Origin of the sequence: Rhizobium leguminosarum bv. viciae (genome assembly GCF_012276115.1) — a bacterium.
GTDB lineage: Bacteria > Pseudomonadota > Alphaproteobacteria > Rhizobiales > Rhizobiaceae > Rhizobium > Rhizobium leguminosarum_T.
This window is the reverse complement of sequence record NZ_WIEU01000004.1, coordinates 164,788-179,232: the sequence shown is the minus strand read 5'-3', so window position 1 is coordinate 179,232 and position 14,445 is coordinate 164,788. Positions and strand designations below refer to the sequence as shown.

Genomic DNA, 14,445 nt, shown 5'->3' with positions numbered 1-14,445 from the left:
CGACGAGATGCGCTCAGTCGGTTCGACTGGATTTTTCTGCCCCCGGACGTGCATTTCAAAGCGGTCCTACTCAATATGCCCGATGCGGCACCCCCACCTTAGGCGCAGTATGCGGACATGAAGAGAACGCCTGAACGCGGGCGATCGGGTAACCGCCCGACGCTGCCCACCTCTTCTTGGACCATGGGCATATGAAACGAAGAAAGGAACGGTTGGATGAAACTTTACTCTGCGCCCGGATTCTCCAGCTTGGCGGACCACATCGCCATGCTGGAGGCTGGAATTCAATTCGATCTGGTCAAGGTCGACCTGGAGACGAAGCAGATTGAAGGGGGCGGCCGATACGTGGACATCAATCCGACGGGCTATGTGCCCGCCCTTATGTTCGACGATGGTGAGGTGCTGACCGAAAATGTTGCCATCCTGGCTTGGATCGCCGAGCGCGCCCCGGTGTTGGCACCGCAGGGTCATCTGGGCCGCGTCCGCCTGCTCGAGATGCTGAGCTTTATCGCGACCGAGATTCACAAGCGCTTTCCCACCTACCTATCGCTTCCGGAGGACGTCAGGGAGCCGACGGGCCAGCAAATAGTGCACTGGTTCGGCTTCGTCGCCGGCCGACTTGAGCGGGGTTATCTGTTCGGAGAGACCTTCACGGTCGCGGATGCCTATCTTTTCCAGCTCGCCTGGGGCGCAACTCAACTCGGATTCGCTCTGCCCGAGCCGTTAGGCGAGTACATCGCACGGATCGAACAACGGCCGGCGGTGCAAGCCGCGCTGCACCGCGAGGGCCTCGCATGAGTGGGCTGATGATCCGCACTGACGGGGTCGAGCTCGCGACGCAGAGCTTCGGCAATCCGAACCAGCCGCCCCTACTTCTGATCATGGGCGGAATGGCATCGATGCTGTGGTGGCCGGAGGAATTCTGCCGCCGGCTCGCCGAACGGGGGCGCTTCGTGATTCGCTATGACCAGCGCGATTCCGGCCTTTCGACCAAATATCCGCCCGGGCGACCCGGCTACACCTTCGAAGACGCCGTCGATGACGTGTTCCGCGTGCTTGACGGCTACGGAATCCCGAGCGCTCATATCGTCGGCTTTTCCCTCGGCGGCATGGTCGGGCAAGTGGCCGCACTGAAGAGGCCGGAACGCGTGCTTTCCCTAACGGCGATCAGTACCTCGCCGGTCGGTGTGGACACATCCCATTTCCCTCCGAGCGGCGAGGCCTGGCTGGAACATATGGCCGTGGAAGCGGACTGGTCGGACCGGGCGGACGCGGTCGCGTACCTGGTCGAGGATGCGCGCCTGACCGCCGGAACGGCACGTCCATTCGACGAAGCCGGAACTCGAGCCTTCCTCGAGCGGGATTTCGACCGCTCCGGAGGCTATCTGAGCGCCACCAACCACAGCGTTCTCTTTGAAATCGGCGAGACATGGCGGGGCCGGCTCGACGAGATGAAGGTGCCGCTTCTCGTCCTTCACGGCACCGCCGATCCGGTCTTTCCGCCGACGCACGGAGAGATACTCGCGCGGACTGTGACAGATGCGAAGTATGTGAAGATCGAAGGTGGCGGCCACGAACTTCATCCCGAAGATTGGGAAAAGATCATTTCCGCCATCGACGAACATGTAGCAAGATCGATGTGCGTCTAGAGCAATTCCAGGAAAAGTGCGAAGCGGTTTTCCGTCCGGAATTGCGTAAAAACAAAAGGATAGAGCGGTTCTGCGCTTCCGTTAAAAGCTGAACCGCTCTAGTAACAGAGACAAGCCAATTGGGGATTGAGATATTGGGTCGTGCCCGGCCACTCCCCTATCGGGCGAAAGCCTCGAACGGATTCTCATGGGTCAGGCGCATCAGGGTCCCGTCGTCTATGCCCCGCCGTTTCAACTCGGGCAGCAAGACTGTGGAAAGATGGGTGTAAGGCTTCGGTATTCCGCCCATAGGCAGCGCCGGATCGAACCAGCCGCGGTCATGGCTCAACAACAAGTGATCGCCGCAGCCCGCCTCCAGCGCCTTGATCACCAGCTCCGCCACCTCGTTGTCCTCGCCCCGGCCGACATGGTCATATTCGATCCAGGCGCCGCGCTCGGCGACGGCGACATTAAGGGCGAAGTCCTGTTCTTCCTGCGTATGGATCGAGATGAACCTGTCGGCCCGATAGCCCTCCGCCTCGATGACGTCGAGCTGATCCATGACGACCCGTCCCCTGATCGTATGACTGCCGATGACGGCGCCCGTCTGGGCCGCCGCGCGCGCGGCTGCCCGCAGGATTTTCGTCTCGAGCGCCGTCATCCCGTCATCGCCGGCGCTGAGCTTGATCCAGCCTGCCTGGAATCCGGTCTCGTCGATCTGCTCGGTCAGCTCGGCAAGCATCCACGCCTCCAGCTCCTTCTCGGAAGCATGGCGGACCCATTCGGGAATCCAGGGCTCGCGGTAATTGCCGGTGGGCACGACGATTGGAAAATCCGTCGCGAGCGACACGGCAAGATCGATATCCGCACGGCGTCCAACGCCGCCCGTCGAGCATTCGACCAGTGCCGTCACCCCGAGCTTCTTGATCCGCTCGATCTCGGGAGCCATCAGCCGAACGACGTCTTCGATCTCCGCTTCGGCATAACCGGGCTGGTCGGGCGTCCTGAGGTCGACGAAGACGTGCTCGTGCGGGAGGATCATCCCAAGTTCGGATTTGCTCTTAGGCCCGAGCGTCGTGTGCAGCTGTTTCAAAGTCTCTCCCCCGCGGTTACACCGGCTTTGCGTACAGCAATTCAAAGTGCTACAGCGCCGGAAGCCTCGACACTGCCGCGAAAGTAGATCGTCACGTGACGAAATCAATCGCTACCCGATCGAATTTCTTGCACTTGCACCTTGATGTCGACGCCCGCCCTGGCGCCATCCCGCTACCACTTGACGCTGAACCCGACCTTGGCGCCGAGGGCGTTGCTGTCGCCGAAATCCTGGAGGCTGGTGCGGGCGAAGGCCTCGCCATAGGCCGCGTATCGGTCGTCGGCCCAGCTGAGCGAGCCGCCCATGCCAAGGCCGCCCCAGAGCGCCTGGTTCTCGCTGACGAGGCTGGTCCCGGAGACATCGACATCAGAGCCGTCGAGGAAATCGTAATAGAGATTGGCGATGCCGTAGAGCTTCGAGCGGCTGGTCCTTCCGGAGGCGTCCTTCCAGTCGCGGTCATAATCGGCCGAGATGCCGAGGCGGCCGGTCAGGCTGTCGCCATCGTCAAGCGATGCGGCGGCGCCATAGGCATCGGTGAAGTCGTCGAACCTGATGGAGGAATAGGCAAGCTGGGCCTGCGGCGTCAGCGACCACTGGTCCGTCAGCGCGATCGTCTGGCCGGCTTCGACGCTGAGCCCATAACCGACGCCGTCATTGCCGTCGGCAAGCGTGGTGTGCAGCGTTGAGGATTTGAGATCGCTCTCGTACCAGGTCACGCCTGCCTGCGTATCCACGTAGAAGCCGCTATTGCCGTACCAGGTCAGGGTGCCGTCGAAGCCATAGCCTGTGGTGTCGATATCGCCCTTGCCGAAGCGCGAGGAGACGTCTGCCGAGGCCGTATCGACATGAAAGCTGACGCCGCCGATCAAGACGCCTGCCCCGCTTTCATGCAGCATCCCGTCGACGCCGGCCTGCAGCGTCCAGCTATCGACGTCGTATTCGGCGCCCGTCGTCGAGGTCTCCGGCTCGAAATGCGAATGCGTCCCGTCGATGCGGGTCCAGATCGCCCTGCCCTGATCATTGATCTGATCGTTACCTGCTTCGTCGGCGGATCGTCCATCGTCCACCCCGCGCCCGCCGGTGCGCTGGCGCAGCGTGCCGAATTCGTTGAGGCTCTGCAGCACCCCGGCATAGGCTTCGTAGAGCGGCACGCCGGGCGCATAGAGTGGCCCGGTCGCGCCGCCTGAGGGATCGAGCACGGTCGAGCGCAGATACCAGTCGCCATCGGCAGGCGTGCTGAGGCCGTTCTGGTAAAGCCGGTAGGCATAGGCGCCGCCCACCACGGCCTGGTCGCCCTCGAACACATAGTCGCCTTGCAGCGAGAAGCTGCCGGCCGAGATGCCGCCGACATCGACGATCTTGATGCCTTCGACCGTCTGCGCGCCGCCGCCGCCGAGATTGATGACCTTGACATCAGTCGTGCCCGCCGTGTTGCCCGTCACGACGAGGCGGTCGGTCGGCGAGGCATCGCCGCCGAGCACGGTTTCGATCTCGAGCGTGCCGCCAGTGCCGGTATAATTGCCAGCAATCGTCAGCGTGCCGATCGAATTGCCGGGCGCGATCGTGCCGGCATTGGTCACATCGCCGGAGATCGTGCCGATGCCGCCGAGAATGCCGGTCCCCGAAATCGTGACCGGGCTTGTGATCGAGCCGTTGACGGCAAGCCGGCCACCGCTCACCGTCGTCGCGCCGCTATAGGTGTTGACGCCCGACAGCGTCTGCCGGCCGCCGGTGACGGTCAGCCCGCCCGTGCCGCCGATAACGCCCGCGAACGTGTCGTTGGCGTTGGCGATCGTCAGAGTTTGCGCTCCGAGCAGCACGCTGCCGCTGCCGGCCAGGCTCTGGATGGTCGGGGCCGCGGCCGCCGAAACGTTAAAGGTGCCGTCGGCGACAACCCGGCTGGAATTGGCGATGGCGCCGGCGCCGGATAGCGCGAGGCCGCTGCCGAAGTCGATCTGCGTCTCGCCGGTATAGATGCTGTTTGCCAGCAGGCTGAAAACACCGCCACCGGTGACGGTCAGGCCGCCGACGCCTGAAAACCCCGACGCCGCGTCGGTTCCCACAGCAAAGCCGGCGGTATCGATCGTCAGCCCGCCGGCGAGCAGGTTGAGCTCGGTGCCGGAAAATCCGTTGATGAAGGTCGCGTTAGCCGCCGTCGCGCGCAAAATGCCGTCGTCGAAATTGGCCTGGCTCGCGCCGGGACCGCCCCGCAAGGTTTGAGCCTGCAGCGTTCCGCCGCTGATGTTGAGCGTGCCGGAAGCGCTGGCGAAGTTGCCCAGGACCGCGGTGCCCGTGTTGACTTGCCCGCCATTCTCAATGTTGAGCGTGCCAGCACCGAGAAAGCCGATAAAAAAATTGCCGGGGCCGACGTTCCACTGCGATCCCGGTCCGGTGACGGTGGCGATCCCGGTGGTAAAGGCTGCTCCTCCAAGCCGGGAGTTGGCAGCGCTGGTTAAACTGCTGCCATTCTGGATCGTTAAGACGCCTGGCGTCGGTCCGCCTTGGCCTACGTTTGTGATCCCGACCGAGACACTGACCGGCCCGGTGACACCGAGAACGACCGGCGTATTCCCCGGTGCACCGGCTGTACTGATGTTCACGGCTGTACCGACACCGGGAACTACGCCTCCTGACCAGTTGCTCGCGTCTGTCCAGTCACTGCTTGTCGATCCGCGCCAGTCAGCGGCTTGGGCCGCCCCTGCGGACATCGCCATCAACGCCGCCGCTGAGACGCCTGTCATTAGACGGCGCAGAACGGAGGAAGGTGCGCGCATCTTGTTGATGACTCGTCGCCACGAATAGCCGCCCATGGTCGCTCCTGGAATCGCAACTTTTTCGATAAGAGTTGGCGAATGTTGAAAACATGATCGCCTCAGGCGAAAGCTGTCAGTGCCGCCAGGAAGATCCCCAAACGAAGCTTCCGTTTCCTGGCAGCCCGAATCACAGCGCTCGCCCGCATGATGCCGCCTTCCGTAAAATGCTCTTTAAGATTGATTTAAAGATAAAATTCGATCGAATCGACAACTCTTTCACGATAAAGAATAATGAGTGTTAAGAAAAGATAACAAGCCGGCCCAAGAAATATCATCCCGGCAAAGCCCGAGAGAGCCTATCCTGAGGTGCTATCAGCAGGATCGCCTCGAAGGATCATCCTGAGGTGCGCAGGCCAAAGGCCGTAGCCTCGAAGGACGAGGCGGGTGCTCGACGTCAGAAACGACAGGGATGCAAGGAGCAGTGCGGCGGCACGTCCTTCGAGGCTGCGCCCGATGGGCTGCGCACCTCAGGGTAAGGCCCGATCCCGCAGAGCGGGAGTGATCGATCCAGTGGATCGATCACAGGGCCGAACGCCCTGAGCCATGCGAAGGGCCGGGAGAGGGATGTTGGAGGGTGCCGCCCCAGATAACAGGCGTTGGAGGATGCCGTGGTTTCGCTGCGGCTCTTGTTCCGCCTCTCCCGGCCCTTCGCATGACTCACCCCGGCCGGCGGATGGCGCGGACCTTGCCGCTGGCGCCGCCGCCGCAGAAGAAGCAGTCGGCGCCGTCGGATTCGAGGCCGGAGACGCCGGTGCCCTCGGGCATATCAAGCCGCTCCAGCACCTCGCCGGTTTCGGGGTCGATGCGTCTGACGTCGCTGTCATCACCCTCCCAGGTACCGTGCCAGAGCTGGCCGTCGACCCAGGTGACGCCTGTCACGACGCGGTTGGATTCGATGGTGCGGAGGATCTTGCCCGTCTCCGGGTCGATCTGATGGATCCTCCGGCCGCGGTGCTGGCCGACCCAGAGCGAGCCTTCGGCCCAGGCAAGGCCGGAATCCCCGCCATTTCCGGGCGCCGGGATGGTGGAAAGGATACGGCCGGTCTTCGGGTCGATCTTGTGAATGACATCCTCGGCGATCTGATAGAGGAACTCGCCATCGAAAGCCGTTCCGGCATGGGACGCAACCTCGATCGAGCGCACCACCTCGCCGCTTGCGGGATCGAGCGCGTTCAGCCTGTCGCCCGAGGCGAACCAGACATGCTCACCATCGAAGGTGACGCCGTTGACGCGCTCGGCGCCGGGAAAAGGTCCATATTCACGGATGATCGTCGCAGCCGATTTTTTCATCTCTTCCATCCTGTTCGCCCATAGGGCCATCTTCATCAGTCAGGCTATACTAATCGCTGGGCAAAGGTCCCGGGAGTAACAAGATCGTCGGGAAACCGGGCAGTGGCGGGCTCATCCAACGCCTTGCCCGCCCGCGCCCGAAGGATTGCACTTTGGCCTCCCCGGCAAGCGAACCCAGCGCCCGCTGCACGGTGCGCGGGCTGGCGCCGAGCGCGATCGCCAGCGCCGAACTCGACCACGCCTCGCCATCGGCGAGAAAGGCGAGCACCGCCCCATGCTGGCCTTCGACCAGCGGCGCCAGCACGACGGTCTCGCCGGCTCGCCGCGGCGAAAGCGCAAAACCGCGTTTCGTCGCCGAAACCTCGGCGAGCGCCCGCAGCTCGGCGCGCAGCCGGCCTATCTCGACGCGCAGCCGGGCACGATGCGATTCATCGGCATGTTTCCCGCGGAAGGCGCGCGCGACGAGCGTGCCCCTGGCCATATCCCCCGGCGAGGCTTCGGCGAGCGCTCGGGCGAGCGCAAAGAGCACCGGCCGCGTTGCCAGCGACACGGAAAGCTGATCGTCTCGCACGATATGACGGCAGGCATCGACGACGAGCGCGCCCGAGCCTAGCAACTCTTCCACCTCCTCAAGCAGCAGCGGGCTTTCGCCCCAACGCGAGATCAGCCGTGCCACCGGTGCGTTGAGTACGTCGGCGGCATTTTCTACCTCCGCCGTCAATACAGGCATACCGGCCTCGCGCGCCGCCTGCCTCGCCCGGTCAAGCGCCGCGCGCGCCGCTTTCGTCTGCAGGCGCCGGATCGCGATGCCCGCGACCACCAGCTCGTGGGCAGCCCTTGCCGCCGGCGGCAGCGGCGTCGGGTCGAGTGTTTCGAGCGCCCGCTCGGCCTCGTCGAGCCGGCCGATCAGCACCAGCCGGCGAAGCTCGACATTCCTGGCATGGGCAGCGTTGATCCTGTCGCCATGCGCTTCGAGCACTTTGCGCGCCGCCTCCAGCGCTTTGGGCGGCCAGGTGAGATCGCGCGAGACCAGTGCGATCTCGGCCTCGGCGACCACACAGCGGGCTCGCGCCACCGCCTCCCGCGGGCCGAAAGCACGCGCCGCACTCTTCAGCAGCGCCTTGGCGCGGACGAGATCGCCGAGCTGCGCCATCGCAATGCCGCGCAGCGCCAGCGCCGGCGCATCGTCGCGCAGCGCCACACGCTTCAGCGCGCCGAGCGCATCTCCCACCGCCAGCGCCCGCGCCGCTGCCGTGATCAGCGAGTCCATTCAAATCCCGTCACACTTGTCACTCCCACCATTTCCCCACCCGGCCTTAGATTTGTCGTCGACCGGCAAGCAAGCCTGCGCCGGATGCTACGACGAGAGACAGGCAAAGGAGAAGACCCATGATGACAGAGCTGAACGCAACACGGCAGCAATGGCTGGCGGCTCGCCTCGATCTGCTCGAGGAGGAAAAGGAACTGACCCGGCAGAGCGACGCGCTGGCGATCAAGCGCCAGCAATTGCCGCGTGTGAGGATCGACAAACAATATCGCTTCGACACCGACGGCGGGAACGTCGCGCTGAAGGATCTCTTCGGCGGGCGCTCGCAGCTTCTCATCTATCACTTCATGTTCGGGCCGGATTATACAGCGGGATGCCCATCCTGCTCCTCGATCGCTGATGGTTTCAACGGCTTCTTCGTTCACCTGGAGAACCACGACGTCGCCTTTTGGGCGGTCTCGCGGGCGCCGCTCGCAAAGCTCGAAGCGTTCAAGCAGCGGATGGACTGGAGCTTTCCCTGGGCCTCCTCCTTCGGCAGCGACTTCAACGGCGATTTCAGCGTCTGGTTCTCTGCCGAGCAGCAGCACCAGGGCGAGGTAGACTATAATTACCGCCGGGAACCGCCCGCTCCCGAACCGCTCCCAGGCAGGACTGTCCAGGAATGGCAGCCGCGCAACAGCGAGGCCCCGATCACCCAGATCGCTGCCATGACCGGCACCGATGTCCCCACCTATACCCGCGACCGGCCGGGCGTCAGCGCCTTCGAACTTATCGATGGCGCCGTCTACCACAGCTATTCCAGCTATGCGCGCGGGCTGGACGGGCTCTGGGGCATGTATCAATGGCTCGACCGCGCACCCAAGGGCCGCAACGAAACCGGCATCTGGTGGCGCCACCACGACCGGTACGGCAAGGAGTGACGCCGATGCTGCTTTCAGCCCACACTCCCGAGCGAGGCGACGGCAACGTCGCTCTCAACGCCGCCGAATGGCTCTCGCTGGCCGCCGCAGCAGACGGATCAGCTGCTAAGCCGAGCAGTGGCATGACGAGCCCGAGCGGCCGGATCGCCGCCCGGGCCGGCGACTGGCTATCACTCGCCGCCGCCCCGACATTCGTGATCATGGCGCTGCTGACAGGCACAACCGGCAGCGCCGACATGATCTGCATGACGACGCCGGATGCCTTCCCGATCGGCGGAATGGTGCCCATGTACTTGCTGATGGGCGGCTTCCACCTGGCGCCCTGGCTGCGGCTCGCCGCCGGCTGGCGGGCCTGAATGGGCGGTGATGGTCCCAAGCGCCGCCACATCTCTCCTCCGTCATTCCTGTGCCCGTCACAGGAATCCAGTGCGCCCAAGTCCTTGGGCGCGGGAGAACGACTTCCTTCTGAGAGTCATTCACGGCGCCGACGCGCCGTGGCTGGATTCCTGTGACAAGCACAGGAATGACGGAGATTGGGGTGGCGTCTCGCCAAACTTTCTGCTGACGAGTCATGGCGGGGCGATAGGCCTTCCCGCTCCTCAATGCTCCACCCGCCATCTCCGGCTTTATACCCTTACCGACACGCCCAAATTCACGCCCTCACCTCGATAAAGTCGATCGGCCCGCCGGCAACATCGTCGTCGAAGACCGCACAGGAAAGCTTACCGCCGAAGACGCAGCCGCTGTCGATGTTGGTGCGGTTTCCTGTCGTCATGGGATTGGACATCGATGGGGTATGGCCGTGGACGAGGTGTTTGCCCCAATATTCGCCTGGCTGACCGGCCAGGAACCGCATCCATAGAAGATCGTCCTGGCTCTGCCGGTCCAGCGGAAATGCCGGATCGACGCCGGCGTGGACGAAGATGCGATGCCGATCGACATGCATGAGGGGACGATCGGCCGCCCATTGCAGATGCTGCGGCAAAACCCTGCCGCCATAGGATATTTCGGTCTCCAGCCCGCCGTTGCCGAGCCATACGGCTCTGCTCTGACCGTCGGCATAGGCAGCGACCATCATATCCTCATGATTGCCTTTCAGGCAGATCCATCTCCACGGCTCCGATGGACCGGCAATGATCCAGTCGAGAACACCTTTGCTGTCAGGCCCGCGATCGATGTAATCGCCAACGAAGACGACCGTCCCCTCAGACGCATAAGCCTCGATACGATCGATCATCCTTTTCAGCGAATCGATACAGCCGTGGATATCACCTATGGCGAATGTGTAGCGCATGCTTCATTTTTAGCGCCTGCCGGGGGCCAGGTGAAGTCCGGATCGCCGCGGCGGATCTCAATACTGCCGACAGAAAATCCGGGTCATTTCCCTGCACTTACGGCAATTGCCTCGCCTTTGGCTTGAGTTCACATATTGATCGCCGCATCGGCCATCGAGGACCTTTCCTCCGTCATTCCTGTGCTCGTCACAGGAATCCAGTGCGCTCAAGTCCATGAGCGCGGGAGAAGGGCTTCGTCATATGAGAGTCCCTCATGGCGTGGACACGCCGTGGCTGGATTCCTGTGACAAGCACAGGAATGACGGAGATTGGGATGGCGCTTTCGCCTGAGATCGCGTCGGCACACTAGGAACAGCACGCCGAATGCTGGAAACTGCATGGCCGGAATGGCGCGTCGCAAGCCGCGGCGCGCCAGAGCGTCCTGCCGAACCACAACCGCTATCACCCCTCGACAAAACCCCGGCGGATCGCCTCCCAACTCTCCGCATCCGGCGCCAATAGCAGCCGGCCCTTGGTCATCGCAGGACGATAGGCTTCGCCGCTGAGCAATGCGCCGTAGCCGCCGGCTTCGTGGTGGATCAGCACGCCGGCGGCGTGGTCCCAGGGCTTGAGCTCGGCGTTCAGCGAAAAGCTCATAGCGCCTGTTGCCACCGCCCGATATTCATAGGCCGAGCAGCGCCACGTGGTGGTGCGGGCAAAGTGCAGCAGGCTCCGAGCGTAGACCGGCTGCTCCTCGGCGGGAAACATATGCAGCGGCACGAAGCCGTGCATTTCCCCGATCGGCCCTGGCCGCGCGACGCTGAGCCGGGTCTGCGTGCCATCGCGGGCAATATGCCACGCCCCTCGCCCCGGCCGGGCGGCGAGGAAATCGCCGGTCACGGGATAGTGGATCAGCCCGGCCACGGTTTCTCCGCCCGAGACGATCGCCACGATCATGCCGAACAGCGGCAGGCCATGGGCAAAATTCCAGGTGCCGTCGACAGGATCGATGATGACGGCGAGATCGGCGTCGCCAAGGCGCGTCAGAATCGACGGATCGGCGGAAACCGCCTCCTCGCCGACGAGCAGCGCCTCGGGAAAGTGCGCCGACAGCGCTTCGGTGAGCCGCCGCTCGGCACCTATATCGGCATCGGTCACCAGATCGTCGGGCGCGGTCTTGGTGCGGATGTCCTCGGCGGTGACGCCGAGGAAGCGGGGCAGGATTTCCGCCTCCGCCGCCCGGCGCATATCCTCCATCACGGCGGAGAATATGTCGTCCGACACGTCCCTCATGCCCGGCGCGCCTCGATATAGGCTTTAAGCGCGGCGGGCTGGTCGGTCTGGATGACGCTGACGCCGGCCGCCATCATCCGTCCCCAGATCGCATCGGGATCTTCAAGTGCCGCACTGTCGGTCAGGCCGCAGCAGGAGACCGGATCGAGCGTGTTGACCCAGAGCGAGATTCCGGCGTTGCGCAGACGCTCGTGCTGGCCGGCCAGCGTCTCAAGCTCATCGAATTTGGCTTCGCACATGAAGGGGCGCGCCGCGATGACTGCCTTGGCGGTCTCTTCGGCACTCCCGACCCTGAAGAACGCCTGGCCCATGAACGGAATGCCGTCAATCCCGGGCTGCCTGGCGAGCCAGGCCAGCGCCTCCGGCGTGTCGGCGCGAGCCTTGAGATCGACCTGGTCGGCCATGCCCATCTCTTTGACCTTGGCAGCGACGATATCAATCATCTCGAGGTCCTTGAGGTCGAGATCGACGAAGATGCGGCCGCGCACGGTTTCAAGCACCTGTTCCAGCGTCGGAATGCTCTCGCGCGTGAACGGCTGATCCGGCCCGCCATCGGCCATGCGCAGCCGCAGGCTGGTGATCTCGGCAATCGTCATCTCCTCGGGGACGCGGTCGATGCCGGCCATGCGTTCGAGCGTGTCATCATGCAGGATGAACAAGTGGCCGTCGGCGCTCTGGCGGATATCCACCTCGACGATGTCGTAGCCGGCGGCAATCGCGTTCTCGATCGCGGCAAGGCTGTTCTCCGGAGCCTGATGCCAGGCGCCGCGATGGGCAGCGATGGCGCAGGAACGCGACGGATCGGCAATGTGGTCGATGTATTTCATGGGACTTCCTTTAGTTTGCGCTGAGGGCGCCGGGTATGGCCCTGCCGCTCGCTGTATCGAAGAGATGCAGGCGGGAAGCCGGGAGATTGAGAAAGAGTTGGCTGCGGTCCGATATCTCGACGCCGAAGGGTGTAGCGATCCTGACGACCGATCCGCCGAGTTCGGCCGCCAGGATCGAATGTGAGCCGAGGTCCTCGCGAAAACGCAGAGCTGATGTGACTTGATGCTCCCCTGCCTGGCCACAGATGAAGATATCCTCCGGCCGGATACCAAGCTGATAGGTGCCGGTGAGCCGCGCTTGCGCCACCACCTGCCCGTCGGCGAGCCGGAGCACCGAGCCGTCGCCGGTGACCGGCAGGATGTTCATCGGCGGTGCGCCGATGAATCTGGCGACGAAGATCGAGGCCGGATGGTGATAGATCGCCTTCGGCGTATCGAATTGTTCGATCCGCCCCTTGTTGAGGATGAGGATGCGGTCGGCAAGCGTCATCGCCTCCACCTGGTCATGGGTGACGAAGACGGTGGTGGCGCCGATGCGCCGGTGCAGGTCGGCCAGTTCGACGCGCATGTCGTGGCGGAGCTGAGCATCGAGGTTGGACAGCGGCTCGTCGAATAAGAGCACACCGGGCTCGCGCACGATGGCCCGGCCGATCGCCACGCGCTGGCGCTGGCCGCCGGAAAGCTGCCCCGGCTTGCGGCCGAGGAAGTTCGACAGCCCGAGCATCTTCGCCACCGCATCGACCCGCTCGATGCGCTCGGCCTTCGCCATGCCTGATACTTTGAGGCTGTAGGCAATGTTGTCGAAGACGCTCATATGCGGGTAGAGCGCATAGTTCTGGAACACCATGGCGCAGCCGCGATGTTTCGGCTCCAGATCCTGCACCTGCCGGCCGCCGATGACGATCGTGCCGCCACTCACCCGCTCCAGCCCGGCGATCATCTGCAAAAGCGTGGACTTGCCGCAGCCCGACGGGCCGAGCACGACGGTGAATTCGCCAGCTCTGAGCTCGACATCCATCGGCGGAATGACGACGGTCTCGGCGTCATAGGCCTTGGTGACGCCTGATAGCGTGATGTCGGCAGCAGCGGCGCGGATGGCCATGTCGATGGCGTTCATGGCTATTTCTCCGTGAGAGCGAGGCCCTGGACGAGATAGCGCTGCAGCAGCGCAATCATCGCGAGCGGAATGATGGATACAATGATGGCGCCGGCCATGATCATCGGGAAGTCGGGGATCTCTCCCTCCGCGTCAGGCACGAGCCGCGCCAGCCCGACGACGGCGGTCTGCATGTCTGACGTCGAGGCGGCGACCAGCGGCCAGAGATATTGCGTCCAGCCACTGAGGAAGGTCAGCACGAACAGCGCGGCGAAGCTGGTGCGCGACAGCGGCAGCAGGATGTCGAACAGGAAACGGATCGGCCCTGCCCCATCCATGCGCGCCGCCTTGAAGAGATCCTTCGGCAAGGTGAGGAAGAACTGGCGGAACAGAAAGGTGCCGGTGCCATGCGCGACAAGCGGCGCGATCAGGCCGAAATGCGTGTTCAGCACGCTCCATTCGAGCTTGACCGGCGCGCCGAAGTACTGGGCGATCAGATCGTTCAGACCGGTGACATCGAGCAGCGCATTGACCGGCGAAAACACGTTCGACGCCACCTGGTAGGTGGTGATGACGCGGATCTCGATCGGCAGCATGATGGTCGCCAGGATCAGTGCAAAAGCCGCGCCCGCCCAGCGAACACGAAAATAGACGATGGCATAGGCCGACAGAAGCGACAGCACACAGGTCGCGAATGCATCGCCAAAGGCGACCGCCAGACTGTTGAGCATCTGGATCGGGATGTGTGTCTCGGTAAAGATGTGTGCCGCATTGGTGAAAAACTGGTCGCCGGGATACCAGGCGAGCCCGTTGCGCAGCATGAACTCGTAGGATTGCGAGGCTGTGGCAAGCGTCAAATAGAGCGGCCCGAGGATATAGACGATGCCGACGATGAGGACGAGGCCGGCTGCGATGTTGAGGGAGCGTGCGTTTTCGATCATGGG

At 63.6% G+C, this 14,445-nt stretch carries 13 protein-coding genes; 4 read left to right on the top strand and 9 right to left on the bottom strand.

From position 1 onward, the window contains the following. Positions 1-216: 216 nt before the first annotated feature. Together GFM02_RS09270 and GFM02_RS09265 are read left to right on the top strand one after the other, a co-directional pair. Positions 217-798, top strand: a complete 582-nt coding sequence (locus GFM02_RS09270; RefSeq protein ID WP_168321491.1) for a glutathione S-transferase N-terminal domain-containing protein — start codon at positions 217-219, stop codon at positions 796-798. Beyond that, positions 795-1,649, top strand: a complete 855-nt coding sequence (locus GFM02_RS09265; RefSeq protein ID WP_168321490.1) for an alpha/beta fold hydrolase — start codon at positions 795-797, stop codon at positions 1,647-1,649. Before GFM02_RS09270 ends, GFM02_RS09265 begins: the two co-directional genes overlap by 4 nt. 157 nt (positions 1,650-1,806) lie before the next feature. Here GFM02_RS09265 and GFM02_RS09260 read toward each other — a convergent pair whose 3' ends face one another. The 4 genes from GFM02_RS09260 to GFM02_RS09245 all read right to left on the bottom strand — a co-directional run bounded on the left by GFM02_RS09260 (position 1,807) and on the right by GFM02_RS09245 (position 8,094). Further along, a complete protein-coding gene (locus GFM02_RS09260) occupies positions 1,807-2,721 on the bottom strand; it encodes a phosphotriesterase family protein (protein WP_168321489.1) in 915 nt (304 codons plus the stop codon). Positions 2,722-2,894: 173 nt separating this feature from the next. Next, complete coding sequence (locus tag GFM02_RS09255; protein WP_348643956.1) at positions 2,895-5,321, bottom strand: autotransporter outer membrane beta-barrel domain-containing protein; 2,427 nt, start codon at positions 5,319-5,321, stop codon at positions 2,895-2,897. Positions 5,322-6,191: 870 nt separating this feature from the next. Continuing rightward, entirely contained in the window at positions 6,192-6,824 is a 633-nt protein-coding gene (locus tag GFM02_RS09250; RefSeq protein ID WP_168321488.1) for a Vgb family protein, read from the bottom strand. 49 nt (positions 6,825-6,873) lie between these two features. Further along, positions 6,874-8,094, bottom strand: a complete 1,221-nt coding sequence (locus GFM02_RS09245) for a helix-turn-helix domain-containing protein (RefSeq protein ID WP_168321487.1) — start codon at positions 8,092-8,094, stop codon at positions 6,874-6,876. Positions 8,095-8,213: 119 nt separating this feature from the next. Between GFM02_RS09245 and GFM02_RS09240 the strand changes: the two genes are divergently transcribed. Continuing rightward, on the top strand, positions 8,214-9,011 hold the full coding sequence (locus GFM02_RS09240; RefSeq protein WP_168321486.1) for a DUF899 domain-containing protein: 798 nt from the start codon (positions 8,214-8,216) through the stop codon (positions 9,009-9,011). Positions 9,012-9,016: 5 nt separating this feature from the next. Next, a complete protein-coding gene (locus tag GFM02_RS09235; RefSeq protein ID WP_168271322.1) occupies positions 9,017-9,367 on the top strand; it encodes a hypothetical protein in 351 nt (116 codons plus the stop codon). A 296-nt stretch (positions 9,368-9,663) separates the two neighbouring features. On the opposite strand, the gene GFM02_RS09230 is transcribed toward GFM02_RS09235, so the two are convergent. The 5 genes from GFM02_RS09230 to GFM02_RS09210 form a co-directional block, all read right to left on the bottom strand. Then, complete coding sequence (locus tag GFM02_RS09230; RefSeq protein WP_168321485.1) at positions 9,664-10,305, bottom strand: metallophosphoesterase family protein; 642 nt, start codon at positions 10,303-10,305, stop codon at positions 9,664-9,666. 442 nt (positions 10,306-10,747) lie between these two features. Further along, positions 10,748-11,578, bottom strand: a complete 831-nt coding sequence (locus tag GFM02_RS09225) for an inositol monophosphatase family protein (protein WP_168321484.1) — start codon at positions 11,576-11,578, stop codon at positions 10,748-10,750. Further along, the gene (locus GFM02_RS09220; RefSeq protein ID WP_168321483.1) at positions 11,575-12,405 is read right to left on the bottom strand and encodes a glycerophosphodiester phosphodiesterase family protein; all 831 of its coding nucleotides are present in this window, start codon (positions 12,403-12,405) and stop codon (positions 11,575-11,577) included. The genes GFM02_RS09225 and GFM02_RS09220 overlap by 4 nt, the downstream gene beginning before the upstream one ends. 10 nt (positions 12,406-12,415) lie before the next feature. Continuing rightward, on the bottom strand, positions 12,416-13,522 hold the full coding sequence (locus GFM02_RS09215; RefSeq protein ID WP_168321482.1) for an ABC transporter ATP-binding protein: 1,107 nt from the start codon (positions 13,520-13,522) through the stop codon (positions 12,416-12,418). A gap of 2 nt (positions 13,523-13,524) precedes the next feature. Further along, entirely contained in the window at positions 13,525-14,442 is a 918-nt protein-coding gene (locus GFM02_RS09210; RefSeq protein WP_168271327.1) for an ABC transporter permease subunit, read from the bottom strand. Positions 14,443-14,445: the final 3 nt, after the last annotated feature.